The organism is Streptomyces sp. NPDC002144 (genome assembly GCF_053593695.1).
The window spans coordinates 237,460-262,701 of sequence record NZ_JBSFDB010000009.1 but is presented as its reverse complement, the minus strand read 5'-3'; the positions used below and the strand labels follow the sequence as shown (position 1 = coordinate 262,701).

General features: G+C 72.5%; 25 protein-coding genes and 1 riboswitch. Of the genes, 19 read left to right on the top strand and 6 right to left on the bottom strand.

Annotation, left to right across the window (positions count from 1 at the left end; translation table 11 throughout):
• Nucleotides 1–13: 13 nt before the first annotated feature.
• From ACWCQ1_RS16580 to ACWCQ1_RS16520, 13 genes are all read left to right on the top strand, one after another.
• A complete protein-coding gene (locus ACWCQ1_RS16580; RefSeq protein WP_133046458.1) occupies nt 14–388 on the top strand; it encodes a hypothetical protein in 375 nt (124 codons plus the stop codon).
• A 39-nt stretch (nt 389–427) separates the two neighbouring features.
• The gene (locus ACWCQ1_RS16575) at nt 428–1,087 is read left to right on the top strand and encodes a hypothetical protein (RefSeq protein WP_358600754.1); all 660 of its coding nucleotides are present in this window, start codon (nt 428–430) and stop codon (nt 1,085–1,087) included.
• Between the two features lie 111 nt (nt 1,088–1,198).
• Nucleotides 1,199–1,309, top strand: a complete 111-nt coding sequence (locus tag ACWCQ1_RS16570) for a putative leader peptide (protein ID WP_358600757.1) — start codon at nt 1,199–1,201, stop codon at nt 1,307–1,309.
• A 153-nt stretch (nt 1,310–1,462) separates the two neighbouring features.
• Nucleotides 1,463–2,338 (top strand): glutathione S-transferase C-terminal domain-containing protein, encoded by an 876-nt coding sequence (locus tag ACWCQ1_RS16565; protein ID WP_451026767.1) that lies wholly within the window; start codon nt 1,463–1,465, stop codon nt 2,336–2,338.
• 65 nt (nt 2,339–2,403) lie between these two features.
• Nucleotides 2,404–2,513: riboswitch (SAM riboswitch) on the top strand.
• Nucleotides 2,514–2,838: 325 nt separating this feature from the next.
• Nucleotides 2,839–3,819 (top strand): amino acid ABC transporter permease, encoded by a 981-nt coding sequence (locus tag ACWCQ1_RS16560; RefSeq protein WP_451026766.1) that lies wholly within the window; start codon nt 2,839–2,841, stop codon nt 3,817–3,819.
• Entirely contained in the window at nt 3,816–4,613 is a 798-nt protein-coding gene (locus tag ACWCQ1_RS16555) for an amino acid ABC transporter ATP-binding protein (RefSeq protein WP_133046462.1), read from the top strand. Before ACWCQ1_RS16560 ends, ACWCQ1_RS16555 begins: the two co-directional genes overlap by 4 nt.
• 63 nt (nt 4,614–4,676) lie before the next feature.
• Nucleotides 4,677–5,705 (top strand): ABC transporter substrate-binding protein, encoded by a 1,029-nt coding sequence (locus ACWCQ1_RS16550; RefSeq protein ID WP_358600769.1) that lies wholly within the window; start codon nt 4,677–4,679, stop codon nt 5,703–5,705.
• An 87-nt stretch (nt 5,706–5,792) separates the two neighbouring features.
• Nucleotides 5,793–6,518, top strand: a complete 726-nt coding sequence (locus ACWCQ1_RS16545; protein ID WP_451026765.1) for a GNAT family N-acetyltransferase — start codon at nt 5,793–5,795, stop codon at nt 6,516–6,518.
• A gap of 59 nt (nt 6,519–6,577) precedes the next feature.
• Nucleotides 6,578–6,664 (top strand): putative leader peptide, encoded by an 87-nt coding sequence (locus tag ACWCQ1_RS16540; protein ID WP_358600994.1) that lies wholly within the window; start codon nt 6,578–6,580, stop codon nt 6,662–6,664.
• 76 nt (nt 6,665–6,740) lie between these two features.
• Nucleotides 6,741–7,949, top strand: a complete 1,209-nt coding sequence (locus ACWCQ1_RS16535) for an LLM class flavin-dependent oxidoreductase (protein ID WP_451026764.1) — start codon at nt 6,741–6,743, stop codon at nt 7,947–7,949.
• 21 nt (nt 7,950–7,970) lie between these two features.
• Nucleotides 7,971–9,344, top strand: a complete 1,374-nt coding sequence (locus ACWCQ1_RS16530) for an NtaA/DmoA family FMN-dependent monooxygenase (protein WP_358600775.1) — start codon at nt 7,971–7,973, stop codon at nt 9,342–9,344.
• Nucleotides 9,341–10,417, top strand: a complete 1,077-nt coding sequence (locus ACWCQ1_RS16525; RefSeq protein ID WP_451026763.1) for an LLM class flavin-dependent oxidoreductase — start codon at nt 9,341–9,343, stop codon at nt 10,415–10,417. Before ACWCQ1_RS16530 ends, ACWCQ1_RS16525 begins: the two co-directional genes overlap by 4 nt.
• A complete protein-coding gene (locus tag ACWCQ1_RS16520; protein WP_451026762.1) occupies nt 10,410–11,537 on the top strand; it encodes an LLM class flavin-dependent oxidoreductase in 1,128 nt (375 codons plus the stop codon). Before ACWCQ1_RS16525 ends, ACWCQ1_RS16520 begins: the two co-directional genes overlap by 8 nt.
• Before the next feature lie 3 nt (nt 11,538–11,540).
• On the opposite strand, the gene ACWCQ1_RS16515 is transcribed toward ACWCQ1_RS16520, so the two are convergent.
• The gene (locus tag ACWCQ1_RS16515) at nt 11,541–12,074 is read right to left on the bottom strand and encodes a hypothetical protein (protein ID WP_451026761.1); all 534 of its coding nucleotides are present in this window, start codon (nt 12,072–12,074) and stop codon (nt 11,541–11,543) included.
• A 192-nt stretch (nt 12,075–12,266) separates the two neighbouring features.
• On the opposite strand from ACWCQ1_RS16515, the gene ACWCQ1_RS16510 reads away from it, so the two are divergent.
• On the top strand, nt 12,267–13,238 hold the full coding sequence (locus tag ACWCQ1_RS16510; protein WP_451026760.1) for a cytochrome c oxidase assembly protein: 972 nt from the start codon (nt 12,267–12,269) through the stop codon (nt 13,236–13,238).
• 13 nt (nt 13,239–13,251) lie between these two features.
• Here the strand turns inward: ACWCQ1_RS16510 and ACWCQ1_RS16505 are convergent, their stop codons facing one another.
• Entirely contained in the window at nt 13,252–14,220 is a 969-nt protein-coding gene (locus ACWCQ1_RS16505) for an NADPH:quinone reductase (protein ID WP_358600789.1), read from the bottom strand.
• A gap of 146 nt (nt 14,221–14,366) precedes the next feature.
• Entirely contained in the window at nt 14,367–15,458 is a 1,092-nt protein-coding gene (gene absR1, locus ACWCQ1_RS16500; RefSeq protein ID WP_451026759.1) for a beta-glucuronidase AbsR1, read from the bottom strand.
• Between the two features lie 96 nt (nt 15,459–15,554).
• On the opposite strand from absR1, the gene ACWCQ1_RS16495 reads away from it, so the two are divergent.
• Nucleotides 15,555–17,381: a LuxR family transcriptional regulator AbsR2 gene (locus ACWCQ1_RS16495; RefSeq protein ID WP_451026758.1), complete on the top strand. Its 1,827-nt coding sequence runs from the start codon at nt 15,555–15,557 to the stop codon at nt 17,379–17,381.
• Between the two features lie 102 nt (nt 17,382–17,483).
• On the opposite strand, the gene ACWCQ1_RS16490 is transcribed toward ACWCQ1_RS16495, so the two are convergent.
• Together ACWCQ1_RS16490 and ACWCQ1_RS16485 are read right to left on the bottom strand one after the other, a co-directional pair.
• Nucleotides 17,484–18,542 carry a hypothetical protein gene (locus ACWCQ1_RS16490; RefSeq protein WP_451026757.1) on the bottom strand — a complete coding sequence of 353 codons (1,059 nt, stop codon included), beginning with the start codon at nt 18,540–18,542 and terminating at the stop codon, nt 17,484–17,486.
• 55 nt (nt 18,543–18,597) lie between these two features.
• The gene (locus tag ACWCQ1_RS16485) at nt 18,598–21,162 is read right to left on the bottom strand and encodes a CHAT domain-containing protein (RefSeq protein WP_358600998.1); all 2,565 of its coding nucleotides are present in this window, start codon (nt 21,160–21,162) and stop codon (nt 18,598–18,600) included.
• Between the two features lie 159 nt (nt 21,163–21,321).
• On the opposite strand from ACWCQ1_RS16485, the gene ACWCQ1_RS16480 reads away from it, so the two are divergent.
• The 3 genes from ACWCQ1_RS16480 to ACWCQ1_RS16470 are packed head-to-tail and all read left to right on the top strand — an operon-like array spanning nt 21,322 to nt 23,944.
• The gene (locus ACWCQ1_RS16480; protein ID WP_133046475.1) at nt 21,322–22,758 is read left to right on the top strand and encodes a S8/S53 family peptidase; all 1,437 of its coding nucleotides are present in this window, start codon (nt 21,322–21,324) and stop codon (nt 22,756–22,758) included.
• A gap of 59 nt (nt 22,759–22,817) precedes the next feature.
• Entirely contained in the window at nt 22,818–23,393 is a 576-nt protein-coding gene (locus tag ACWCQ1_RS16475) for an RNA polymerase sigma factor (RefSeq protein ID WP_133046476.1), read from the top strand.
• 14 nt (nt 23,394–23,407) lie between these two features.
• On the top strand, nt 23,408–23,944 hold the full coding sequence (locus ACWCQ1_RS16470; RefSeq protein ID WP_358600803.1) for a hypothetical protein: 537 nt from the start codon (nt 23,408–23,410) through the stop codon (nt 23,942–23,944).
• A 22-nt stretch (nt 23,945–23,966) separates the two neighbouring features.
• Here ACWCQ1_RS16470 and ACWCQ1_RS16465 read toward each other — a convergent pair whose 3' ends face one another.
• Nucleotides 23,967–24,836 carry an N-formylglutamate amidohydrolase gene (locus ACWCQ1_RS16465; RefSeq protein WP_451026756.1) on the bottom strand — a complete coding sequence of 290 codons (870 nt, stop codon included), beginning with the start codon at nt 24,834–24,836 and terminating at the stop codon, nt 23,967–23,969.
• A 42-nt stretch (nt 24,837–24,878) separates the two neighbouring features.
• Between ACWCQ1_RS16465 and ACWCQ1_RS16460 the strand changes: the two genes are divergently transcribed.
• Nucleotides 24,879–25,220 (top strand): DUF5713 family protein, encoded by a 342-nt coding sequence (locus ACWCQ1_RS16460; protein WP_451026755.1) that lies wholly within the window; start codon nt 24,879–24,881, stop codon nt 25,218–25,220.
• The last annotated feature ends 22 nt before the right edge of the window (nt 25,221–25,242 follow it).

The window sequence follows — 25,242 nt, the reverse complement described above, 5'->3', positions numbered from 1 at the left end:
GCGGAGGTGGGGGATGGACCCGGGGACGTTGGTGGCGCAGGCGCTGGCCGCGGGGGTGGGTGCCGGTCTGAGCGGCGCCGCCTCGTCGGCGGTGACCGAGTGCTACGCCGCCCTGAAGCAGGCGCTCGTGCGGCGGCTCGCGGGCAGGCCCGGGGCCCTGGAACGCATCGAGCTGCTGGAGCGCCGGCCGGGCGGATCGGCCGAAGGGCTCGCCCACGATCTCGTCCTGGCCGGTGCCGTGGACGCCGAAGTCGTGGAGCACGCCCGACGGCTGCTGGCCCTGACCGCCCCGGACGCGGGCCCCCGCGGGACGTACCGGGTCGATCTGCGGGAGGCGCGAGGCGTGCAGGTCGGCGACGGCAACACCCAGCACAACACGTTCGGTTAGGCGCCCGACCGACACCCACGGGCCGCAGAAAGCACCGCCATGATGAGGAACAGCCGGACCAACGGCGCCCAGGCCGGCGACGGCAACGTCCAGCACAACACCTACCTGCCCCCGCAGCGGGCCACGCGCCGCCGCTCACGGGACTACGCGCCCACGGCGACCGTGACCGCGGGCGACCACTCCACGGTCACGCAGAAGAACACCCATCTGAAGTTCTCGGTCCCGGTCATCGGCCCGCTGCTCGGCATGGCCTCCGCCCATCCCGTGATCGCCGGCGTGGCGGCGGTGACGCTCATCGGGGGCGGCGGTCTCGCGACCACGGCCGCGCTGTCCAGCCCGCAGCCCTCCGTCTCGACCGCGCTGGTCCGCGGGTTCCGCATGATGGACCCCGGGGGCACGCCGACCGGCTACGACTTCAGCCACACCCCGCCGGTACCGGCGGGGTCGAGCACCGACGCCATCTACGTCTCGGGTGGCTACCTGGCCGCGAGCAACGGCAAGCTGGCCTCCTGGAACTCCGACAAACTTCCCACCGCGGCGGACTGCCGCAAGGCGGTGGCGCAGAATCCCGTGCGCCAGACGGTGGCCGTCGTCCACTACCTCACGTGCTACGTCGACCGCAACAGCAACCCCGGCTACATCCTGGTCACCGCCGTCGGAAGCGAGTACACGACCGTCGACACCGCTCATCTCCGCTGACCCCACCGGGAAAGTCCACCGGGGCGTCCGCCATGCGGGACGCCCCTCTTGACGTGGTCCGCGGTCGGATCGACACTCACTGAGGGAATCCTAGTGAATAGGTAGGGAAACATGAGGCGCCATGAACCGGTCACCGTCCGCGTGGTCCGTTCGCCTCTTCTGACCTCCCGCCGCCACATCGATCTGCTGCGAGTCTGCAGCGCGATCAGGCCCCAGGGCTGAGCCGCGGCCTTTCCCGCGCCGGCACCCGCCCCCTCGGGGGCGCCTCGTCCGGCGCGCACGGGTGAGCCCTGCTCCCAGGACCGCCGCCCCATTCCCGCCCGCCCGACGTCGCTTCCGCCGCGCGTACGTCCGCGCCCGCTCCCGGGGAGAGTCATGACCATCGCACCGCCGGCCACCCACGCCACCGCCCACGCCACCGACCGACCCGCGCCCGCCTTCCGTGGCCGCATCGGCCGGGACGCGCGCAGCGGCCACTACGCCGTTCCGGGCCGCTACCGCCTCCATCTGTCGACCGCCTGTCCCGACGGCCTGCGCATCGCCGTCACCCACAGCCTGCTCGGCCTGGACACCGTCTGTCCGGTGACCCACCTGCCCGCCGTGCCCGACTGCCCCGAAGGCGGCCACTCGGCCCTGCGGCCGCTGTACGAGGCCAGCGCCCACCGCTACCGCGGACCGGCCGTCGGACCGGTGCTCAGCGACGACTGGTCCGGACGGATCGTCAGCACCCACGCGCCGGACATCATGCGCGACCTCGCCCGCCGTTTCTCCACCGGCGGTACCTCCCTCCACCCCTGCGGCGCGGACTCGGAGATCGAGGCCGTGGAGCGGATGTGCCGGGAGGGGATCGAGGAGGCGGCGCAGCGGGCCGGGTCGGCCGGCGAGGACGCGGTCGTGTGTGACACAGCACTGACCACCCTGCTCGACACCCTGGGCGCCCTCGACCGCTGGCTCACCGGCCGTACCTACCTGATCCGTGACGAAGTCACCGCGGCCGACGTCGAGTTGTGGGCCGCGCTGGTCCAGCTCGACACCGTGCACCGCAACCACCTGGACGCCGCCGCCGTCCAGCGCATCGCCGACCACCCCACCCTGTGGGCCTACGCCCGCCGGCTCGCCGCCCACCCGGCGTTCGGCGGCCACCTCGACCTCGACGGCATCGAACGCCGCCACCACGCACGCTGCCAGGGACTGGAGGCCGCCGGAGCGGCCGTACGGATCCTGGACTGGGCGGCCCACAAAACCCGTTAGCCGTTCCACCTGGTGGACGGGCGTTGACATGTGTTCGGACGATTGTTTTAACTGACAACCAGAACGGTCATGAGCGTCAGCGACAAGCCCTGGCTAGCTGACCGGCAACCCTCGCACCGCGGTGGGGTGCCCCAGGTGACGACCGGACCGGATGACCTTTCGGTAAGCGCGAGGCCCACACGGGCCGGAACAGTGACGGTGACGCCATGTACGCAGCTCCCAGGACGGCCACGCGCCGCCCACAGGGCTGCGTACAGCCGTACCCGAACCCTCTCGTGGCCGATCGCGCCGTCGATCTGCTCCGCGTGAACAGCGCACTGTGTACCGCATCGGGCCGTGCCCGCTGTCGGGGCTGACCTCTTCCCGCAGCCCCCGCACCCCCTGACGAACACCGCGACGCGGTGTGCCGTCGTCCTTTCCGCCCCCCGGTACTCCGCTGTCGCGTCCGCCGCCGCATGCCGCCGCGCCGTCCGGGGTGTCCGACCCAGCCGGAGCCCACCATGAGTGAACCCCCTGGCGCCACCGTCACGCTTGCGCCGACGTCCGCCGCAGACGAACCGTCAAAGCCCCTCACCGCCCAGCGAGTTCTGCCGCTGCGGCGCCCCGGACGCTGGATCGCCACCGCGGTCGTCCTCGTCCTGGTCGCCCAGTTCGTGCACGGCCTGGTGACCAACCCGTTCTACCAGTGGGACCGCTGGGGCTACTGGTTCCTGCGCCCCACCATCCTCGACGGTCTGGTGATCACCCTCGAAGTCACCGCCTACAGCGCGGTGTTGGGCCTCCTCGGCGGCATCCTGCTCGCCCTGGCCCGGCTGTCGAGAAGCCCGGTGCTGCGCGCCGTCAGCTGGACCTACATCTGGGCGCTGCGCTCCATCCCGCTCATCGTGGTGCTGCTCTTCCTCTACAACTTCAGCGCCCTGTACAAGACGTTGAGCGTCGGCATCCCCTTCGGTCCGGCCTTCTTCTCCTTCGACGAGACGAAGCTCGCCACCGACATGGCCATCGCCGTCATCGGCCTCAGCCTCAATGAGGCGGCCTACGCGGCCGAGGTCGTCCGCGGCGGCATCCTCTCCGTCGACCAGGGCCAGCACGAGGCGGCCGCGGCACTCGGCCTGCCGAAGGGCTACCAGTTCCGGAAGATCGTCTTCCCGCAGGCACTGCGCTCGATCATCCCCAACTACGTCAACCAGCTCATCGGCCTGATCAAGGGCACCTCGCTGGTCTTCTACGTCTCCCTGCTCGACCTGTTCGGCTCCGCGCAGACCATGGGCTCCACCTATCCCGGCGACATCGTGCCACTGCTGCTGGTCGTCACCGTCTGGTACCTGATCCTGACCAGCGTCGTCTCCGTCATCCAGTTCTACGTCGAGCGGCACTACGCCCGCGGTGCCACCCGCAGCCTGCCGCCGACACCGCTGCAGAAGCTCCGCACCGCTCTCACCGAGCTGCGGGCCCGTATCCGCCGGGAGGCCGCCGTATGACCACCGACACCATCGAGGCCCTGGCGAACGTCGAGGCCGCCACCGTCGAGGTGCACGACGTGCACAAGTGGTACGGCACCCACCGGGTGCTGGACGGCGTGGACCTGACCGTCCGCCCCGGCGAGGTCACCGTGATCCTCGGCCCCTCGGGCTCCGGCAAGTCCACCCTGCTGCGGGTCATCAACCACCTGGAGAAGCCCGAGATCGGCCATGTCAGCATCAACGGCGAACCGATCGGCGTGAAGCGGCAGGGCGACCGGCTCAAGGAGCTCAGCGAGCGGGCCATCCTCACCCAACGCGGCCGGATCGGCTTCGTCTTCCAGAACTTCAACCTCTTCCCGCACCTGACCGTCCTGGACAACGTGGCCGCGGCCCCGGTCGCCACCGGCCGGCTCGGCAGGACCGAGGCCCAGGAACTCGCCCGGGAACTCCTCGGCCGCGTCGGCCTCGCCGACAAGACCGGCGCCTACCCGCGCCAGCTGTCCGGCGGCCAGCAGCAGCGCGTCGCCATCGCCCGCGCCCTCGCGCTGCGCCCCGGCGTCATCCTCTTCGACGAGCCCACCTCCGCCCTCGACCCCGAACTGGTCGGCGAGGTGCTCGCCGTCATCAAGGACCTGGCGACCAGCGGCACCACCCTCGTCATCGTCACCCACGAGATCGGCTTCGCCCGCGAGATCGCCGACCGGGTCGTCTTCATAGACGGCGGCCGGATCGTCGAGCAGGGCCCGCCCTCCGAGGTCCTCGACAACCCTCGGCACGAGCGGACCAGGGACTTCCTCAGCAAGGTCCTGTGACTCGCCGCAGCTTCAGACCTCCCCCCACACCACTCTCATCACCTCCAGCGACAAGGAACGGCCATGTCCATCCACTTCACCCGACGCAGCCTGATACGCGGCATCACCGCGGCGACCGCCGTCGCCTCCCTGGCCACCGGGCTCGCCGCCTGCGGTGGCAACAGCGACGCGGCCACCTCCACCGACGCCGCCGCCAAGACCGGCGAGGTCGTCGTCGGCCAGGTCTCCAACGGCGCCGCCCAGCAGACCTCCATCAAGGTCTCCGAGGTCAAGTCCATCAGCGCCGAACTGCCCGCGGCCGTCAAGAAGAGCGGCAAGCTGGAGATCGGCATCGGCGCACTGCCGGCCGGCTTCCCGCCGCTGGCCTACGTGGGCAGCGACCAGAAGACCCTCACCGGCTCCGAGCCCGACCTCGGCCGTCTGGTCGCAGCGGTCCTCGGTCTCAAGCCCGAGGTGAAGAACTCCACCTGGGAGAACCTCTTCGTCGGCATCGACAGCGGCAAGGTCGACGTGGCCTTCTCCAACGTCACCGACACCGAGGAACGCAAGAAGAAGTACGAGTTCGCCTCCTACCGGCAGGACAACCTGGCCTTCATCGTCCCGAAGAAGAGCACCTGGAACTTCGACGGCAACTACGAGAACCTCGCCGGCAAGACGGTCGCCGTCGGTTCCGGCACCAACCAGGAGAAGATCCTCCTGGAGTGGAAGGCGAAGCTCGCCAAGGAGGGCAAGAAGCTCACCGTCAAGTACTTCCAGGACAGCACCAGCACCTTCCTCGCCCTGAACAGCGGGAAGATCGACGCGTCCTTCGGCCCCAACCCCGGCTTCGCCTACCACAACCGCCAAGTGGCCAACACGCCCAACGCCACGCGTACGGCGGGCACCTACTCGGGCGCGGGTGCCAGCCTGCAGGGCCTGATCGCGGCCACCGCGAAGAAGGACAGCGGCCTGGCCAAGCCGCTCGCCGACGCCATCAACTACCTGATCAAGAACGGTCAGTACGCCGAGTGGCTCAAGGCCTACAACCTCTCCAACGAGGCCGTGGCCAAGTCCGAGGTCAACCCGCCCGGACTGCCGCTCGACAACTCCTGACCACCGCGCGCCGGGGACTCCGCCGCCGCTGCGCGGTGGAGTCCCCGCGCCGGACATCCCGAGCCGCACACCGGAGACCGCCACACCATGTCCGTCATCGCCCTCGACGCCAACTCCTCGCACCTCCTGGACAACCCCGCCTGGGCCGCGCTCACCGGCCCGCACGCCCGCTTCGCCCAGCGCGTCGGCCACGCCGTCCGCTACCAGCCGGACGTGGCCCCTTTCCACGCCCTCTCCGACGAGGACGACCCGCGCGCCTGGGCCGACCTCGCCGCACTCGTCGGCCCCGGCGGCACCGCCGCGGTGCGGGGCGTGACCGAGGCGGCGGAGGGCTGGGAGGTCGTGCGCACCGGGCACGGCGTCCAGCTCGTCGACACCGCCCTGCGCGCCGAGCCCGACCCCGAGGCGGTGCGGCTCGGCCCCGACGACGTGCCCGAGATCCTCGACCTGGTCGCCCGCACCGAGCCGGGCCCCTATCTGCCCCGCACCGTCGAACTGGGCACCTACCTCGGCATCCGCCACCAGGGCCGGCTGATCGCCCTGGCCGGCGAGCGGCTGCACCCGCCGGGCTGGACGGAGATCAGCGCCGTGTGCACCGACCCCGCCCACCGTGGCCGGGGCCTGGCCACCCGTCTGGTCCGCGCGGTCGCCGCCGGCATCAAGGAGCGCGGCGAACGCCCCTTCCTGCACGCCGCGGCCACCAACGTGAACGCGATCCGGCTGTACGAGTCGATCGGGTTCACCCTGCGCAGCCGTACCGTCTTCTCGCTCGTCCGGCACACCGGGGCCGCCGCGCTGGAAGAAACGGCATAGCCGTGCCGTTGTCCTTGTCGAAGGCGAGTGCTCGGCCCACGCGGACGGAGGTGCGACACATGACACGTGTAGCGCGCGTCGTCCGCCTCCACTCCCGGCCCCACATCGACCTCCAGCGCGTCGCCGGCTCCCTCTGTAGCTCCTGACCCCGTTTCCCCAGCCGCCGTGCGCCCCGACTCCCGCGGGCCGGCGATCTCGTACGGACCTCCAGGAAGGCACCTCGTGTCCGCAACTCCCGCTTCCTCCCTGCACCTTGCCGTCGCCCTCGACGGCACCGGCTGGCATCCCGCCTCCTGGCGCGAGCAGGTCGCCCGCCCCCGGGACCTGTTCACCGCCGGCTACTGGGCCGACCTGGTCGCCGAGGCCGAACGCGGCCTGCTCGACTTCGTCACCCTCGAGGACGGACTCGGCCTGCAGTCCTCGCAGTTCGGTGAGCTCGACGGCCGCACCGACCAGGTACGCGGCCGCCTCGACGCCGTACTCACCGCGTCCCGCATCGCACCCCTGACCCGGCACATCGGCCTGGTCCCGACCGTGATCGCCACCCACACGGAGCCCTTCCACATCTCCAAGGCGATCGCCACCCTGGACTACGTCAGCACCGGCCGCGCCGGGCTGCGGGTACAGATCTCCGCCCGCCCCCACGAGGCCGACCACTTCGGCCGCCGCACCTTCCCGCCGATCGACCTGGGCGAACTGCGGAGCCCGGCCGGGCAGGAACGGCTCACCGACCTCTTCGACGAGGCCGCGGACTACGTCGAGGTTGTGCGCCGGCTCTGGGACAGCTGGGAGGACGACGCCGAGATCCGGGACGTCGCCACCGGCCGTTTCATCGACCGCGACAAGCTGCACTACATCGACTTCGAGGGCAGGCACTTCAGCGTCAAGGGCCCCTCCATCACCCCGCGTCCGCCGCAGGGCCAGCCGCTGGTCACCGCCCTCGCCCACCAGACCGTGCCCTACCGGCTGGTGGCCCGCCAGGCCGACGTCGGCTACGTCACCCCGCGGGACGCCGAGGACGCCCGGGCGATCGTCGCCGAGATCCGCGCCGAGCAGGAGGCGGCCGGACGCGCCGGTGAACTCCTCCATGTCTTCGGTGACCTGGTGGTCTTCCTGGACGAAGAGCAGTCCGCCGCGGAGGACCGCCGCGCACGTCTCGACGCCCTCGCGGGGGAGCCGTACACCAGCGACGCCCGTGTCTTCACCGGTACGCCCGCCCAACTTGCCGATCTGCTACAGGAGTTGGCGGCGGAGGGCCTGACCGGGTTCCGGCTGCGGCCCGCCGTCGCCGGGCACGACCTGCCCGCCGTCACCCGCGGCCTGGTCCCCGAACTCCAGCGCCGGGGCGTCTTCCGCACCGCCTACGAGGCCGACACCCTGCGCGGCCTGCTCGGTCTCGCCCGCCCCGCCAACCGCTACGCCGCCGCCTGAAGCCGGAAGGACCGCACCGACATGACCAGCAAGCCGCTGAAGCAGATCCATCTGGCCGCGCACTTCCCTGGCGTCAACAACACCACCGTGTGGAGCGACCCGAAGGCCGGCAGCCACATCGAGTTCGACTCCTTCGCGCACTTCGCGCGGACCGCCGAACGCGCCAGGTTCGACTTCCTGTTCCTGGCCGAGGGCCTGCGCCTGCGCGAACAGGGCGGAAAAATATACGACTTGGACGTGGTCGGCCGCCCAGACACCTTCACGATCCTCGCCGCGCTCGCCGCCGTCACCGAGCACCTCGGTCTGACCGGCACCATCAACTCCACCTTCAACGAGCCCTACGAGGTGGCCCGCCAGTTCGCCAGCCTCGACCACCTCTCCGGCGGCCGCTCCGCCTGGAACGTCGTCACCTCCTGGGACGCCTTCACCGGCGAGAACTTCCGCCGCGGCGGCTTCCTCCCGCAGACGGAGCGCTACTCCCGCGCCAAGGAGTTCCTGGCCACCGCGAACGAACTCTTCGACTCCTGGCACGGCGACGAGATCATCGCCGACCAGGCCACCGGCGTCTTCCTGCGGGACGCGAAGGCCGGCTCCTTCGTGCACACGGGCCAGCACTTCGACATCCACGGCCAGTTCAACGTCCCGCGCTCCCCGCAGGGCCGTCCCGTCATCTTCCAGGCCGGCGACTCCGAGGAGGGCCGGGAGTTCGCCGCCTCCTCCGCCGACGCCATCTTCAGCCGGCACGCCACCCTGACCGACGGCCAGGCCTTCTACACGGACGTCAAGAACCGTCTCGCCAAGTACGGCCGCCGCCCCGACCAGCTGCTGATCCTGCCCGCCGCCTCCTTCGCGCTCGCCGACACCGACGCCGAGGCGGAGGAACTCGCCAGGGAGGTGCGCCGCCAGCAGGTCAGCGGGGCCACCGCCATCAAGCACCTGGAGTTCGTCTGGAACCGGGACCTGTCCTCCTACGACCCGGAGGGGCCGCTGCCCGACATCGACCCGGACGTCAGCGACGAGCACATCTCCAAGGGCCGCGCCCAGGTGCGGATGTACCGCGACCCGCTGGCCACCGCCCGCGAGTGGCGCGAACTGGCCGCCGCCAACAACTGGTCCATCCGGGACCTGGTCATCAACACCGGCAACCGGCAGACCTTCGTCGGCTCCCCGGCGACCATCGCCAGGACCATCAACGACTACGTCCAGGCCGACGCCAGCGACGGCTTCATCCTCGTCCCGCACATCACCCCGGGCGGCCTGGACGACTTCGCCGACAAGGTCGTCCCGCTGCTGCAGGAACAGGGCGTCTTCCGCACCGAGTACGAGGGCCCCACCCTCCGCCACCACCTGGGCCTCGAGCATCCCGACGCCGCCGACGACCGGGTCGCGTCGTGAAGTTCCTGACGATCACCCTCATCGTCCACCGGCCGGATTCGGTCACCGGCGAACTGAAGTCGACCCACGACCGTTTCCGCGAGGTGCTCGACAACGCCCTGCTCGCGGAGGAACTGGGCTTCGACGGCTTCGGCGTGGGGGAGCGGCACGAGCGGCCGTTCATCTCCTCGTCGCCGACCGTCGTCCTGAGCCATGTTGCCGCCCTCACCAAACGCATCCGGCTGTTCACCGCCGTCACCACGCTCAGCCTGCTGGACCCGGTGCGCGCCTACGAGGACTACGCCACCCTCGACCATCTGTCGGGCGGCCGTCTCGACCTGATCATCGGCAAGGGCAACGGCGCCGCCCAGCGCGACCTGTTCCACGTCACGCCCGAGGACCAGTGGGACCGCAACGCCGAGAGCTACGAGGTGTTCCGGCAGATCTGGCGCCAGGACAAGGTCACCGCGGCGACCCGTTTCCGGCCTCCGCTGACCGACGCCGAGGTGTGGCCGCGGCCCTACCAGCGGCCGGTGCGCGTGTGGCACGGCAGCGCCACCAGCAAGGAGTCGGTGGACCTGGCCGCCCGCTACGGCGACCCGCTGTTCTCGGCGAACGTCACCAACCCCATCGAGCCCTATGCCGAGTTGATCCGTCACTACCGCGAGCGCTGGGAGCACTACGGCCACGACCCGGCGCGGATCGCCGTCGGCGCCGGCACGGCGGGCATCCACGTCGCCCCCACCTCGCAGGAGGCGCTCGCCGCCTACCGGCCGGTGTTCGAGGCCAACCTGGCGTTCTTCAAGAAGGCCGGACTGCCGGTCGTCTTCGAGACCCTGGAGGACTTCGTCGAGCGCAGCTCGGCCCTGATCGGCAGCCCGCAGCAGGTCATCGACAAGGTGCACCGCTATCACGAGCAGTTCGGACACACCGTCGTCCATCTGCACGCCGACGCGGGCGGCCTGAGCGACAGCCGGCACCGCGACTCGCTGGAACTCTTCCAGTCGGCGGTCGCCCCGACCCTGCGCAAGGACATCCCGGACCCGCCCTTCGACTGGGCTCCCGTATTGCCCGTGGAGGCGGCGCGTGTCTGACATCCCCCTCGGCGTCCTGGACCTCGTGCCGGTCTCCTCCGGCTCGACAGCCGCCGACGCCCTGCGCAACTCCGTCGACCTGGCCCGGCACGCCGAACGGCTCGGATACGCCCGCTACTGGTTCGCCGAGCACCACCTCAACCCGGGCGTCGCCGGCACGTCCCCCGCGGTCGTCCTGGCCCTCACCGCCTCGGCCACCTCCACGATCCGCCTGGGCTCGGGCGCCGTACAGCTCGGCCACCGCACCGCCCTGTCGACGGTGGAGGAGTTCGGTCTGCTGGACGCCGTGCACCCGGGCCGCTTCGACCTGGGCCTGGGCCGCTCAGGCGGCCGTCCGCCGGGCGAGAAGCCCGCCGCCGGAGTGCCGGCCACTCCCGTCGTCGACGGGCGCGCCCCCAATGGCCTGCTGATCCCGCCCCCCTTCTCCTTCGCCCGCCTCCTCGGCTCCCCCCGCATCGCCCTGCAGCGCAAGCTGCTCCTCCTGCCGGGGGCCGAGTCCCAGGACTACGCCGAGCAGATCGACGACATCCTCGCCCTGCTGGAGGGCAGTTACCGCTCCCCGGAGGGCGTCGAGGCGCATGTCGTGCCGGGGGAGGGGGCCGAGGTCGAACTGTGGATCCTCGGCAGCAGCGGCGGCGAGAGCGCACAGGCCGCGGGCGCGCGGGGCCTGCGGTTCGCGGCCAACTACCACGTCAGCCCGGCCACGGTCCTGGACGCGGTGGAAGGCTACCGCTCCTCCTTCCAGCCCTCCGACGTCCTGGACAAGCCCTATGTCAGCGTCTCCGCCGACGTCGTGGTCGCCGAGGACGACGCCACCGCCCGCGAACTCGCCACCGGCTACGGCCTGTGGGTGCGCAGCATCCGCACGGCCGAGGGCGCCATTCCCTTCCCCACGCCGGAGGAGGCCCGGGCCCACGTCTGGAGCGACGAGGACCGGGAGCTGGTGCGGGACCGGATCGACACGCAGTTCGTCGGCTCACCCGGCCGGGTCGCCGACCGGCTGGAACAGCTCCAGGAGGCCACTGGCGCCGACGAGTTGCTCATCACCACGATCACCCACGACCACGCGGACCGGGTGCGGTCCTACGAACTGCTGGCGCGGGAGTGGCGCCGACGGTGACGGTCAGCAGCCGGTGCCGGTCGGGGTGAACCGCACGCGCGTGTGGTCGTCCGCGGCCAGCACCTGGGAGTAGGTCTGCCGGTCGACCTCGTACCAGACGCCGTCCTGTGTCCTGACGCCGTTGACGTCGTCCAGGCTCACGCACCACCGCTCCCGGCGGACGACCCGCCGGTACCTCTCCGTGCCCTTCTGGACCTTCGTGCAGCTCTGGTAGTGCTCGGTGGTGTACCAGACGCGGGTCGTCCGGTGGGTGCCGCTGCCCGACCGTGAGGTGTGCCGGACCCGCCGGGTGGCGGGCCGGCACGTCCGGACGAGATGGGGGCGGGTGGCGTAGGCGGTCTTCCGGGAGACATGGCGGACGGTGTCCTTGAGTCCCCGGACGGTGTCCTTGCTTCCCGGGACGCCGTCCGGGCTCGCCTGGGCCGTCCTGGCGGTGCCGCTTCGCCCGGAGTCGCCGGACCCGCCCCCGCACGCCCCCAGCCCCGCCACGAGCAGAGCCGTCACTCCGGCGACCAGCAGCCGACGCGCGTTGATCATCTCTCCCCCTGATATCGGCGGTCAGCGTAGCCGATCCCTGGCCTGAACTGATCGCTGCGTGAGTCTCGGTAAGGACTCGGCAAGAGCTCGGTATGACGACCGGCCCCTCACCGGCCGCCGTCCGCTCGGCCGTCTGCGCACGGCGTAGAGTCCCTGGCCGGGTCTGGTCGGATGCCGTGGAGGGAGTGCGCGATGTCGAGCCCACCGGAGCTCACCGTGGGACGGCTGCTGTCCTCATGGCAACCGGACGTGCCCGCCCTGCTGGTCGTGGCCCTGCTCGGCGGTCTGTACGCCTGGGGCGTACTGCGGTTGCGGCGGCGGGGCGAGCACTGGCCGCCGGCGCGACTCGCCGCGTTCGTGCTGCTCGGCCTCGGCACCCTCGTGGTGGCCACGATGTCGGCCCTCGCCGTCTACGACCACGTGCTGTTCTGGCCGGCAGCCGTGCAGAACATCCTCCTGGACCTGATCGCACCGCTCGGCCTGGCCCTCGGCGACCCCCTGCGCCTCGCCGTGAGTGCCCTGCCCGGACCGGCCGCCGGGCGCCTGCGGCGCGCGATGAGCGGGCGTGTGGTCCGTCTGCTCACCTTCCCGCTGGTCAGCACCGCTCTCGTCCTGGCCACCGAACTCACGGTGTACTTCACGCCGTACTTCGAGACCGCCCTGCGGGTCGGCTGGCTGCACCAGCTGATGTACCTCCATCTGCTGCTCGCCGGCAGCCTGTTCGTGGTGCCGGTGCTCACCCGCGAGGAGACCCTGCCCGCGTGGTGCACCCACCCCGTGCGGGTGGCGCTGGTCTTCCTCGACGGGATCATCGACGCCGTACCCGGCATCGTGGTGATGACCCACGGCACGCTGATCGCCGGCGCCTGGTACCTGCACCACGCCCCGGCCTGGTCGCCCGACGTGCGGCACGACCAGCAGCTCGGCGGCGGCGCGATGATCAGCATCGCCGAACTGGTGGCGCTGCCCTTCCTGCTCGCGATCCTGGTCCAGTGGGCCCGCACGGAACGCGCCGAGACCGTCGCGCTGGACCGCCGCCTGGCCACGGAGCTGGTCCCGGCGGCGCCCGCGGAGTCGGCCGAGCCCTCGCCGGATCTCGTACGGCCCTGGTGGGAGACCGAGAACAGCGCGGTCGCCCAGCGCATCCGGCAGCAACGGCCCTGACCCGGCGCCCGGCTCAGCCGGCCGCCGGGTCCAGCACCAGGCGCCGTCCGTGCAACTCGCCGCGCTCCATGCGCCGATGCGCCTCCGCCGCCGCACTCAGCGGCAGCACCTCCACGGCACGGGGACGCAGCAGCCCCGCGGCGAGGTGGTCGTTCACACACTCCGCCGCCTCGGCCAGTTCGGCCACCGTGGCATGCGAGATGACGAAACCCCGCAGGGAGCCGTCCTTCATGTACAGCGGGCCGACCGGCAGCACGGGTTCGGCCTCGGTCCCTGCCATCAGCACGATCCGGCCCCGGTGGGCCAGCAGTGCGACCGCCGTGCGCAGGTCGTGCCGGCCGGAGGTGTCGATGTGCAGATCGACCCCGCGCGGGGCGAGGGCGGCGAGACGGTCGCCCGGATCCCGGTAGTCGACCACCTCGGCCGCACCCAGCGCCCGTACATGCTCATGGTCGTGCGGTGACGCCGTGGCGATCACCCGGGCGTCCGCCCGGGCCGCCAGCGTCACCAGCGCGCTGCCCACGTTGCCCGCCGCGCCGCCCACCAGGACGGTCTCACCGGCGCGCAGACCACCGTGCGTGAACAGGGCGAGATACGCGGTCGCCGCGGGATGCAGAACGGCCACCGCCTCCTCGGCCCGCACGCCGGCCGGGAGCCGGTAGAGACGGTCGGCCGGCACCGCCGCCTGCTCGGCCGCCGCGCCCTGACGCCCGTCGTGTCCCAGGCTGTTGCACCAGACCGCCTCACCCGCGGCGAACCCCTCCGCGGCGGACGCCACCGTGCCCACCAAGTCCCGCCCGATGACGAAGGGGAACCGAAGCGGCGTCCGGAAACGCCCGGACCGTACGAAGCCGTCCACCGGGTCCACCGCCGTGACCCCGACGTCGACCAGCACCTCCCCGGGGCCGGGCACGGGCGCGGGCAGCACACCATGACGGATGACGTCGGGGGAGCCGAGCTGTTCGATGTACGCGGCACGCATGCCGCCACCGTACGGCGCCGCTCACCCCTCCCGGTCGGACGACACGGGTCGGGGACGGTCTCCCTCCCCCGAAGGCGACCGTCCCCGAACCCTCCCCCGGCGCCGGACTGTGGTCCAGCCGACCGCGTGGTGCGGGTCGTGTGCCGTTACCAGCACATGACCGCTGTTTCCCCCGGACCCCACGCGGAGTACAGACGGACTCGGACGTAGTAGCGGCGGCCCTTGACGAGGCGGGCCCTGATCGTGGCGTTGTGCGGTTCTCCGCCGTCGTCCCGGCCGGCGAGATAGCGGGGTTCGCCGTCGCGCTCCTCGAAGACCACCAGGACGGTGTCGCTCGCACCGAAGGCGCCCACGGTGTACTCGCGGGTCTCCTGCGGATCGATCGTGAAGTCGGCCTGCTCGCCCGGTCCCAGACCGAGCGGCACGGACCGGAAGGGCTCCAGGGCCGGCGGCAGCGGCGCACCAGCCGGCGGGTACCAGCGCAGGGCGAACTCCTTGTCGGCCGGCGACAGCGTGCCCGGCGGGTGCAGACCGCCGCGGAACTGCTCCGGCTCCAGGATCAGCCCGTCCGGGAACGGATACTCCATGATCGACTGCGGGTCCCAGACGGAACCGTTGGCCTCGTCCGGGTCCAGCTTGCGCAGGATGTTGAAGTACGTCCGCTCCCGGCCCCAGAAGTTCGGCGGGCCGGCGAGATCCGCGTACACGGCCTCGTCGTCGAAGTGGATGCCGGCGAACGGGCTCTGGTGCTCGTGCAGCATCCCCAGCGCGTGCCCGATCTCGTGCAGCGCCGTCCCGCGCTCCCCGGGCGCGGTCAGGTCCCAGCCGAAGTTCATGGTGCGCTCGTGCTGCCCGGCCCGCAGCGCGTCCCGGCCCACCGCCGACCAGGAGCCGTCACCGAGCTGGAAGCCGATCCGCAGTTCGGCCTCCGAGCGGTCGCCGACCTCGACGAAGGTGATGCCGATGCCGATGCCGAGGTCCCGCCACTCCTGGAAGCACGCGCGCACCACGTCCCGCTGCTCGGAGGTGCCGACCCACGACACCCGGCGCACCGACCCGGTCCCCGGTACGGGAATGACCGAGGCGTCGCTGTCGCCGTCGAAGAAGCAGTAGTGCAGGACCGTGCCGTTGACCCACATCCGGTGTCCCGAGACGAGCGCACTGAGCCGCTCGGCGGTCAGCCCCGCGGTGAAGGCGGGGGCCGACTGCGCCGCGAGGCTGCAGTAGCGTCCGGTCATGCCGAACAGACTGCCGTGAGCAGGGTCACGGGCGCCTGAGTCGGGGTCTACTCAAGTCACCCTGTATCAGGGCTGAGTACTCGCACTCATACTCCCGTGACGACCTTCGAACGCGACGCGAAGACCCTCGAACTGCCCTGGCGGTTCACCGGGCGCGAGGACGAACTGGAGCTGATCCGCCGCGCCCTCACCGCCGGCCACCTCGGCATCGTGGTCACCGGCCCGGCGGGCCGCGGCAAGACCCGCCTGGTCACCGAGGCGGTCCGGGGCAGCGACCGGGCCCGCGCGGCCGGCACGCCCGAGACCCGGCACATCCCCTTCGCCGCGTTCGCCCACCTGCTGCCCGAGACGGTCTCCCTGCACCGGGCGCTCCACCTCCTGTCCGGCGTACGGCTGCTGCTGATCGACGACGCCCATCTCCTGGACGACGCCTCGGCCGCCCTCGTCCACCAGCTCGCCGTGCACGGCCGTACCCGTCTGATCGTCGTCGCCGCGGACGACGTCCCGTGCCCCGGCGCCGTCTCCCGCCTGTGGACCGGCGAGCTGCTGCCCCGCCTCCCCCTGGAACCGCTTCCCCGGGAGGACACCGAGCACCTCCTCGCGGCCGGCCTCGGCGGCCCCTTGGAGCCGCTGACCCTCAACCGCCTGCTGCACCTGTCCCGGGGCGATCTGCGCCTGCTCCGCGAGCTGGTCGACGCCCTGCGCGCACGCGGCCTTCTCACCCGCTGCCCGGAGACGGACCAGTGGACCTGGCGCGGTCCGCTCCCGCTGACGGCGACCGTCCGCGAGCGCGGCGCGCGGGTGCTGGACCACCCCCGGAGCGAGGCTCTCGCCCGGCTGGCCTTCTCGGAGCCTCTGCCGCTGCCCATGGACGACTTCCGCCTCGGGGACCTCGAAGCCCTCGAGGCCGACCACCTCGTCCGCCTCGACGACGACGGCGCCGTGCGCCTCGCCCGCCCTCTGCACGGCCCGGTGCTGCGGGCCGCGGCCGGCGGGCTGCGGGCCAGGCGCCTGGCCCGCACGCCGGAGCAGTGCGCGCCGGCGCTGGCCGCGGAGCGGGCGGCGTTGACCCGGGGGATCGAACAGACCGATGTGCGCGCGCTGCCGGCATCCGTGGGGGAGTGGCTCGCCCAGGAGGGCGTGCCGGTGCCGGCCGGCCACGCGGCCGTACGCGCGCGGTTCTCGCGGCTTCGGGGGGAGCTGCGGGAGGCGGCGGCCTGGGCGAGGGAGGGACTGCGGGAGGCGCCGGGCGACGCCTCCTGCCGTACCGAACTCGCCCTGGCCGCCGCGCAGTCGGGGGACACGGCCACCGCCGAGCGGGCCCTGGCGGGACAGCCGGCCCTGGACGGGGCCGGGGTCTGGCTGGCGGTGGCCAGGGGGGACGTGGAGGGGGCGGCCCTGGAGGCGTACGGGGCGGAGGACGCCTACGGCCTCTACGACGCCGTCCGGCTCGGCGCCCCGGAGAAGGTCGCCGACCGCCTTCCGGCGGGCGGGGTGCTCGCCCTGCACGCGGAGGCGCTGGCGCAGGCCGACGGACCGGGCCTGGACCGCGCGGCCGAGGCGCTGGAGGAGCGCGGCTTCCTGCTCTTCGCCGCGGAGGCGCGGGCCCAGGCGGTACGGGCCCACCGCGACCCGCACGCCGCGCGCACGTCACGCACGCGTGCCGTCGCCCTGGCCCGCCGCTGCCAGGGTGCCCGCACCCCGGCCCTGTCCGGCCTGGTCCTGGGCGAACTGACCGCCCGTCAGCGGCAGATCGTCACCCTCGCTGCGGCGGGCCTGAGCAACCGCCAGATCGCCGAGCGCCTGACCCTGTCCATCCGCACGGTCGGCAACCACCTCTACAGCGCCTACGCCCGCCTCGGCGCGAACGACCGCTCGGCCCTCCCGTGGCTCATGGACCTCCCCGACACGGAGACGGCCTGAGCCCCCTGAACAGGCGGTCTGACCCCCGGTATTCGGGGGAGGGGTCAGGCCGCCACCTCATGCCCCGACACGGTGACCGGTGTTCCGGCCGTGACCGGTGGTCTAGGCGTGGTCATCGCCGTCGTTCGCGGCGTACGGGTGTACCTGGCGGTCGTCGTTGAACGGGATGAACCAGTCGTTCACTCCGAGGGCGTCCGTGGCCGGCTTGTACAGCCACTCGTGGTCGAGGTCCTCGCACACGGTGGCGGTGAAGATCTCCAGGGCCGCGCTGACCTCGTCGGTGAGCAGACCGTGCAGGTCGGCCGTCACCTCGGCCTGGGCGAGGAGGAACTTCATCAGCAACTCTTCGGCGACACAGCTCAGTTCGCCGAAGTGCGGCTGGGCGAGGCGTCCGGTCATGGTGATCGCCGTGACGATCAGACGGCGCGCGAACAGAACCGTGTACTGGAGGGCGAACTGCGACGGCAGGTCGTCGAGGATCATGAACGGCGCGTCGCTCTCGGCGACGGTCGGGCCCTCCTCCTCCAGCCCCGCCAGGTCCGTGAACAACTGGTCGACGAGGAGGTCGACGGCGTGGACGAGGGCACCGGCCGCGACCTCGGCCGCCTCGCGACCGACGGTTCCCTTCTCGTCGTGACCGAAGGCCGACAGCGGGAAGGCCCGCAGGCTCGGGGCGAGCGAGCGCAGCCGGGTGCGCATCTCCTCGATCTCGGCCTCGTCCAGCCGGGACGGCGAGACGGCGGGTTCGAACTCCGCGTGCCGGCGCGCGCGTTCGGCGGGATCGGCCGGCGGCGCGTCCGGGCCGTCGGCCGCGTCGAGGCTCTCCTGGAGCAGATCGGGGTGCAGATCCACCTCGCACCGCGTGATCTCCCAGTCGGCCAGCAGCTCACTGCGCTCCAGCAGTTCCGCGACGACCTCCCGCGCCGCGTCCTCCGCGAACTCCAGCGCCGGCGCGTCGACGAAGAGCTTCAGCAGGGCTCCTTCGGGATGGACGGCGATGAAGTCGTCCGTCAGGTCGACCTGCATCCCGTCGGGACCCTCGATGGCCTCGATCGAGTCGAGGCCCTTGCGCAGCAGGAAGATCACACCCTCGCGCTGCAGGGCGTCGAGTTCCTGGGCACCCCGAGCGAGGTGCACGTCAACAGTCACCGCGTATGTCACACGATCATGGTGCCTGAGCCGCCGCGCCCACGGCAGGGGAACCCCCCCGCCATCCTCATGCCGCCCCGAACGCCGTGAACGCCCACCCCGTCGCCTGGTGCAGCGCGTCGTCCGGCAGCGCGGCCCGCGCGTCCCGCAGCGCCTCCGCCAGGGACAGCCCGTCGGCGAGACCCTTGTGCAGCGCCAGCATCAGCGGCACCACCGCGTGGTCGTTGACCGGCGCGCTGCTCGCCACCACCCCGGCCGTGCCCAGCGGCAGCAGCGCGGTGACCAGACCGAGCAGCTCGTCGGCGCCCACCGCGGCGAGCCGGGCGGTGTCGCAGCTGGACAGGATGATCCGGTACGGGCTGCGGTCCAGCCGCTCGAAGTCATGGACGATCAGCGGCCCGTCGGCCATCCGCAGCGAGGAGAACAGCGGACTGTCGGCGCGGAACGTGCCGTGCGCGGCGATGTGCGCGAGCGCGGCCCCGTCCAGCTCCTCCAACACCCGCGGCACGCGCGCGTCCTCGTGCTCCAGCAGCGTCGGCCTGCCGTACCGGTCGGCGAGTTCGGGCACCTCCGCCCCACCGGTCGCCAGTCCCGGCCCCCGCACCAGCACATGGCGGTCCCGGGGCGGCGGCGCGGTCTCCCGCGCCCGCAGCCAGCCGCTCGCCGACGGCGACACACTGAGCACCCGTTCCCGCAGCGCCGGCAGCAGCGCCCAGGGCACACGGTGCAGCCGGCCCGGGGGTACGACCACGACGGGCCCGGAGCCCAGATGGGCCGCGGCAGGGCCGAGCAGCAGCTCCTCCAGGCGCCGTCCCATGGCCTCCACCAGCGGCAGCCGCGCCTCCGCGCCGGGGTGCGCCAGCCGCCGCAAACCCGCCTGCACGTGCTCCGCCTCGGCCTCGGCGTCCGCGAGCAGCCCCGCCTCGAACCGCCGTACCCGCCCGTCCCCGCACAGCAGCACCTGCACCCGGCCGTCCAGCACGGCGAGCTCCACCAGCCGTGTCCCGCCCAGCCGGTCCAGCAGCCGGCCCGGGTCGAAGCGGTCCTCGGCGCCGGGCCTGTCGCCGCGGATGTGCAGGGTGCGCGAGCGGATCTCCCGTTCCAGGCGCCGCTGTTCGCGCTCCAGAGCCGGAACGGGACGGCCGCCGCCGCGGGCCTCCTCAGCGCGCGCGGCGATCTCCCGGAAGGCGGTCAGCTGGCCGAGCAGCTCCGGATCGGCCGGCGGCCGGGCCGGCGGGGTGGACAGGGCGGTGGCCCGCCAGCGCTCGCTCCACATCAGCAGCCGGCGCGGCTCGCCGGAGTCCAGGCTGACCCGCTGGGCCAGCGCGGCCAGTTCCGCGCCCTGCGCGGTGGCGCGGGCCCGCAGCTCCGAGGCGCCCAGCGTCATCCGGTGGTCGTCGAGCACGTCGAGTCCGCGCCGGCACGCCTCCAGGACGCTCCGCCGGGAACCGGCGACCCGGGCCCGCAGTGCCTGCGCCGCCCAGCCGGTCATCCGGGCCAGCGGCGGCCCGCTGTGCCGGCTGCGCGCGGCGACGGCCAGATGCCGTTCCGCGTCCTGCGTCCAGTCCAACGACAGCGCGATGCGGCCCGCCAGCAGGGAGGCCTCGGGAGCGGCCGGCGCGCCGAAGGAGGCGAGCCGTTCGGCGACCGCCGCCGCGTCCGCGACCAGGCGTCCCGAGGCGCGCCCTGCGGACAGCCGTGCCTCGATCAGCACCAGCCGGGCGTGCGTCTCCCACCAGGGCCGCCGCTGCCCGGCGAACAGCCGCACCGCCAGCGCGGCGCGGGCGATCGCGGTGTTCGCGTCACCGGCGAGGCGGGCCGCCCGGGCCGCGACCAGCAGCAGCTCGGCCTTGCGGGTGGACTGCCCGCCGATGCCGTCGATCGCTCCGATCGCCGCGTCGGCCACGGCGAGCGCTTCCGGGGCGAGCCCGGCCGCCATCAGCACCTCGCAGCGCCGGATGGAGAGCATGAACGACGGCGTGCCGAGCTTGGCGTACCGCTCCTCGGCCTCGTCGAGCAGTCGCAGCGCGACCGGCACGTCACCCTGCCGGAAGGCGGCGAGACCCCGGCTCTCCACGACGTCCGCCTTGTCGTGGTCCTGGCCGGTGGTGTCCCACAGCTCCTCGGCCGCCGCGAAGTCGGCGTCCGCCCGGTCCACGGCGCCGAGCGCCAGATGCACGGTGGCCCGCAGGGTCAGCGCCCGCGCCGTCCAGATGACGTCGTCGACCTGCCGCAGCACGGGAATCGCCCGCCGTACGTCCTCCAGCGCCTCGCGGTGCCGGCCCAGCACCCAGGAGGCGTAGGCGCGGCGGAAGAGCACCCGCGCGCGGGTGTGCCCGCTGCTGACGGCGACCCCCCGCTCCAGCGCCTCCAGGCCCTGCCGGGTGCGGCCCGCGTGGATCAGCGCGACGCCGAGCGCGGCCAGGACGTCCGCCTCCCGGTCCGGGGACTCCGCGCGCACGGCGAGATCACGGGCGCGGCGCAGATGGTGCAGGGCAAGCCTGAGGTCGCCCCAGTCCCGCTGCCAGATCCCGATCGCCTGGTGCGCCACGGAGGCGTGCCACGGCGACGGGTCGTCCTCCAGCACGCCCCGGGCCCGCGCCAGGGCCTCGTTCGGGGCAGCGAACACCATCGGCAGCAGTTCGAGAACCGAGTCGCTTCCCGCTGTCACTCAACGGATGGTAGTGGCCCTGGTTGCACCCGACACCGTTTTGGCGCTGTATCAGCTGTATCAATGAACGGCCCGGCGACTCTGAACTGACGACAGTCGCCTCAAGGGGGAGGACACGCCATGGCACCACAGCGATTCCACGAACAGTTCGACCAGATCCAGCGTTCCATGCCCGACGTCCCCCTCGCGCTGGGGCCGGACGACGCGGCGGAGTTCATCTACGAGAAGGGGGTGGTCCTCGCCCGGGACGGCGAGGAGGCGCGGCTGGTCGAGGACACCGTGCGCACCCGCTTCACCGAGGCCACCGGTCTGAGCGGCGACCAGGTGCGCCGGGCGGGCCCGGAGACCAACCGCTCGGGCGTCACCCGCATCCAGGTCGGCGACCCCGGCCACGGCGACCGGCGCGGTGACCGGGCCGTGGCGCACGCCCTGCGCTCGATGCGCGAGCACGAGGGCCGCGCCGGACGCCGGCTGGTCAGCCGCAACCACGTGGTGTCCATCGCGGTCAACTCCTGCCCGGGCGACGAGCCCGTGCCCTCCCCGCTCACCCAGGGCACCAACCCGGTCCCCACCGAGCTGCCCCACGACCCCGACAGCGCCGTCGGCGTCCTGGTCGTCGACAACGGCCTCACGCACGACTACGGGCTGGTCCCGCTGCTCGCGCACGTCCAGGGCGACCTGCACGGCACCGAGACCGACAGCGCGGGCAACCTGCTGCAGTACGTCGGCCACGGCACCTTCATCGCCGGCCTTGTCGCGGCCGTCGCGCCCAACACCGACATCACCGTCCGCAGCACCCTCAACGACGCCGGTGCCGTCCTGGAGTCCGAGTTCGGCCAGCGGCTGTTCGACGCCGTCGACGCGAACGGCTGGCCGGACATCATCAGCCTCTCCGCCGGCACCTCCAACGGCCGCACCGACGGCCTGCTGGGCGTGGAGAGCTTCATGCGGGAACTGCGCGGGCAGCGCACCCTGCTGGTCGCGGCGGCCGGCAACAACTCCAGCGCCACCCCCTTCTGGCCCGCCGCCTACGCCTCCCTGCCCGACTACCGGGACTCGGTCCTGTCGATCGGCGCCCTGCGCAGCGACGGCGAGTTCGGCGCGTGCTTCTCCAACCACGGCGCGTGGGTGAACGCGTACGCCCCCGGGGAGCGCCTCACCAGCACCCTGACCGGCTTCGACGCGCCCGTGCCGTACGTCTACCAGCACACCACCTACGACGCCTGCCGCTACGGCTTCACCTACGCCTGCACCTGCCAGTACCCGCGCCACACCGGAGTGCTCAGCGAGACGGGCGCGCCCACCCCCGGCAAGGCCGACCAGGTGATGTTCGAGGGCTACGCGCACTGGAGCGGAACCTCCTTCGCGACCCCGGTGGCCGCGGGGCTCGTCGCCGCCTACATGACCGCCAACAAGGAGAGCGACCCGCGCGTGGCCCGCACCCAGCTGCTCGCCGGGAACACCACCTACGCGGAAGTGCGCGGGGCGCATGCTCCGGCGCTGCTCCCGGCGGGTTGGCGCCCGTCGCCGGTCACACTGCTCGCCGCTCCCGCATGAGGTGCGGAACCTCCCCCTCCACGGCGTACGATGACAGGCCGTACACGAGGAGTGGGGCCGTGGAACGAGGAGATGTCGGCGCGCAGGTCAGGTCCGCCGTCGACGGCGACGCGGCGGCCTGGAAGGCGCTCGTGGAGGGGCTGAGCCCACTGGTGTGGTCCGTCGTGCGCTCGCACCGGCTGTCCGACGCCGACGCGCACGAGGTGTACCAGACCGTGTGGTTCCGCTTCGCCCAGCACCTGGGGCGCATCAGAGAACCCGACAAGGCGGGCTCCTGGCTGGCGAGCACCGCGCGGCACGAGTGCCTGAAGGTGCTCAAGAGCATGCGGCGGCTCACTCCGACGGACGATCCCCAGCTGCTGGACCGGGTCAGCGAGGACCGCACGCCCGAGCAGTCGTTACTCGATCTGGAGGAGGCCGACGCCCGGACCGAGCGCATCCGGCACCTGTGGCAGGAGTTCGAGGAACTGGGCGAGCGGTGCAGGCAGTTGCTGCGTGTCCTGATGGCCTCGCCGCCGCCCAGCTACCAGGAGGTGTCCGCCGCCCTCGGGATCGCCGTGGGCAGCATCGGTCCACTGCGCCAGCGCTGTCTGCGGCGCCTGCGGGCGCGACTCGAAGCACGGGGGGCGGTGTGAGGGACATGGGTGACATGAGTGACCTGAACGGCGAGGAGCCCTTCGACGGCGAGGAACCGCTCGACGACGGATCGTTCGGCGAGGAAGGGTTCGACGAAGAACTGTTCGACGGAGAGGACCTGGGGCTCGATCTGCTGGAGGAGGAGCTGCGCCGGGGCGCGGCGATCCTCGACCCGCTCCCGGCGGAACTGCGGCAGATCGCCGTGGAGGCCTTCGTCCTGCACGACCTCGACGCCAAGATCGCCGAGCTGACGTTCGACTCCGTGGTCGACGCCATCCCGGTGCGGGGAGCCGTGGACGTGCCGCGCATGCTCACCTTCCACGCGGGCGGGCTGACCGTCGACGTGGAGCTGAGCGCCCAGGGCCTGATGGGGCAGGTGCTGCCGCCGCAGACCGCCCGGGTCGAGGTGCTCAGGGGCCTGCGGACCGCGGCGCCCCTGACGACCGACGACATGGGCCGCTTCGTGTACGAGGAGTCCCCGGCAGGCCCGTTCGCCCTGCGTCTGCGCACCGACGAGGGAGTCCTCGTCACGGACTGGCTCACTGCCTGAGGCACGCCCCGGTCCCTGCCCTTCACCACGTGACGGGCAGGGTCTCCACCAGGGTGGCCAGCGCGGAGGCCAGCCGGTCGAGGCCGGGGCCCGCCGGTCCGCCCGGCTCGGTCATGTACGTGTCCCGCCGGATCTCCACCATCAGCGCGCCGACCCGGGCGTCCGTGCCGTAGAACTCCAGTGGTACGTACGTCCCGCTGAAGGGGCTGTCCAGCCCCGTCTCCCCGCACGGCGCGAACGCATCCCGCGCGGCCGCCAGAAGCCCGGGCGGCGTGTGGAAGGGGTCGGTGCCGAGACAGACCGGCGGTCGCGGTCCCGCGCCGTGCAGTTCGTACGGCAGCGCCGTGCCGGGGTAGGAGTGCACGTCGACGACGACGGCCCGTCCGGTGCTCGCCAGCCGGTCGGCCACGGCGTCCGTCATGGCCCGCGCGTACGGCCTGAAGTAACGCTCGACGAGCGGCTCGGGGTCGGCGTCGGCGGGCCGCAGCGCCTCCCGGTGCGTGGTGCGCGTGTAGACCGCGCCCATCCCGACGGCCAGCATCTCCTCCCGCTCGTCCGGGAAGCGTTCGGGGTCGACGACCAGCCGCGAGAGCCGGTTCACGAACCGCCAGGGGGTCGTCCGCGCCAACCGCGCCGCCGCCTCGGCCAGTTCCGCCGTGTGTGCGTCCGTGATGTGGTCCAGCTCCCGCTCCAGCGCCGCGTCGTCCAGCACGATGCCCGCGCGCACCTCGGCCGGTATCTCCCGAGCGGAGTGCGGCACATGGAGGATCACGGGGGAGTCGGCGGCGCCGGGCAGGAGGTCGAACGGGGCGGCGGGATCGGGCACGGGCTGCTCCAGCGGGCGTTGCGGTGGGCGGTGTCGGCGGGCGTTGTCAGTGGGGCGTGGCAGCATCAAAGGTGCCACATCGACGAGCACGAACTCGGGGGAGCACCCATGCCCATCAGCAACGAGAAGGCCGCGTCCCGTCCGTTCCTGGAGGTCCTGTACGAGGACGAGTACTTCCCGGACCACGTCCTCGACAAGGGCCGGGCGGTGCTGGTCGCCCTGTGCGAACGCATCGAGGCCGAGCGGCCCGCCGACCTGGCCGCGCTGTACGCCCTGACGCAGGCGGCCACCGAGGAGTTCAACGCGCTGGAGGCCGAGTTCGAGGCGGCGGGCAGCGAGATCGAGACGGTGGCCCGGGAGGAGATAGGCGGCGACTTCTGGTTCATCGCCCAGGCCTACGGCTTCGACGACGCGGACGTGGAGGAGCTGATCGCGACGCGTGAGTGGTGAAGCGGGTGGCCCCTCACCGGCC

What these genes read in the sequence shown, in the direction of transcription:
- ACWCQ1_RS16580 (WP_133046458.1), top strand. Translation starts at nt 14, where the DNA reads ATGGACCCGGGGACGTTGGTGGCGCAGGCGCTGGCCGCGGGGGTGGGT.
- ACWCQ1_RS16575 (WP_358600754.1), top strand. Translation starts at nt 428, where the DNA reads ATGATGAGGAACAGCCGGACCAACGGCGCCCAGGCCGGCGACGGCAAC.
- ACWCQ1_RS16570 (WP_358600757.1), top strand. Translation starts at nt 1,199, where the DNA reads ATGAGGCGCCATGAACCGGTCACCGTCCGCGTGGTCCGTTCGCCTCTT.
- ACWCQ1_RS16565 (WP_451026767.1), top strand. Translation starts at nt 1,463, where the DNA reads ATGACCATCGCACCGCCGGCCACCCACGCCACCGCCCACGCCACCGAC.
- ACWCQ1_RS16560 (WP_451026766.1), top strand. Translation starts at nt 2,839, where the DNA reads ATGAGTGAACCCCCTGGCGCCACCGTCACGCTTGCGCCGACGTCCGCC.
- ACWCQ1_RS16555 (WP_133046462.1), top strand. Translation starts at nt 3,816, where the DNA reads ATGACCACCGACACCATCGAGGCCCTGGCGAACGTCGAGGCCGCCACC.
- ACWCQ1_RS16550 (WP_358600769.1), top strand. Translation starts at nt 4,677, where the DNA reads ATGTCCATCCACTTCACCCGACGCAGCCTGATACGCGGCATCACCGCG.
- ACWCQ1_RS16545 (WP_451026765.1), top strand. Translation starts at nt 5,793, where the DNA reads ATGTCCGTCATCGCCCTCGACGCCAACTCCTCGCACCTCCTGGACAAC.
- ACWCQ1_RS16540 (WP_358600994.1), top strand. Translation starts at nt 6,578, where the DNA reads ATGACACGTGTAGCGCGCGTCGTCCGCCTCCACTCCCGGCCCCACATC.
- ACWCQ1_RS16530 (WP_358600775.1), top strand. Translation starts at nt 7,971, where the DNA reads ATGACCAGCAAGCCGCTGAAGCAGATCCATCTGGCCGCGCACTTCCCT.
- ACWCQ1_RS16515 (WP_451026761.1), bottom strand. Translation starts at nt 12,074, where the DNA reads ATGATCAACGCGCGTCGGCTGCTGGTCGCCGGAGTGACGGCTCTGCTC.
- ACWCQ1_RS16510 (WP_451026760.1), top strand. Translation starts at nt 12,267, where the DNA reads ATGTCGAGCCCACCGGAGCTCACCGTGGGACGGCTGCTGTCCTCATGG.
- ACWCQ1_RS16505 (WP_358600789.1), bottom strand. Translation starts at nt 14,220, where the DNA reads ATGCGTGCCGCGTACATCGAACAGCTCGGCTCCCCCGACGTCATCCGT.
- absR1 (WP_451026759.1), bottom strand. Translation starts at nt 15,458, where the DNA reads ATGACCGGACGCTACTGCAGCCTCGCGGCGCAGTCGGCCCCCGCCTTC.
- ACWCQ1_RS16485 (WP_358600998.1), bottom strand. Translation starts at nt 21,162, where the DNA reads ATGGTGTTCGCTGCCCCGAACGAGGCCCTGGCGCGGGCCCGGGGCGTG.
- ACWCQ1_RS16480 (WP_133046475.1), top strand. Translation starts at nt 21,322, where the DNA reads ATGGCACCACAGCGATTCCACGAACAGTTCGACCAGATCCAGCGTTCC.
- ACWCQ1_RS16470 (WP_358600803.1), top strand. Translation starts at nt 23,408, where the DNA reads ATGAGTGACCTGAACGGCGAGGAGCCCTTCGACGGCGAGGAACCGCTC.
- ACWCQ1_RS16465 (WP_451026756.1), bottom strand. Translation starts at nt 24,836, where the DNA reads ATGCTGCCACGCCCCACTGACAACGCCCGCCGACACCGCCCACCGCAA.
- ACWCQ1_RS16460 (WP_451026755.1), top strand. Translation starts at nt 24,879, where the DNA reads ATGCCCATCAGCAACGAGAAGGCCGCGTCCCGTCCGTTCCTGGAGGTC.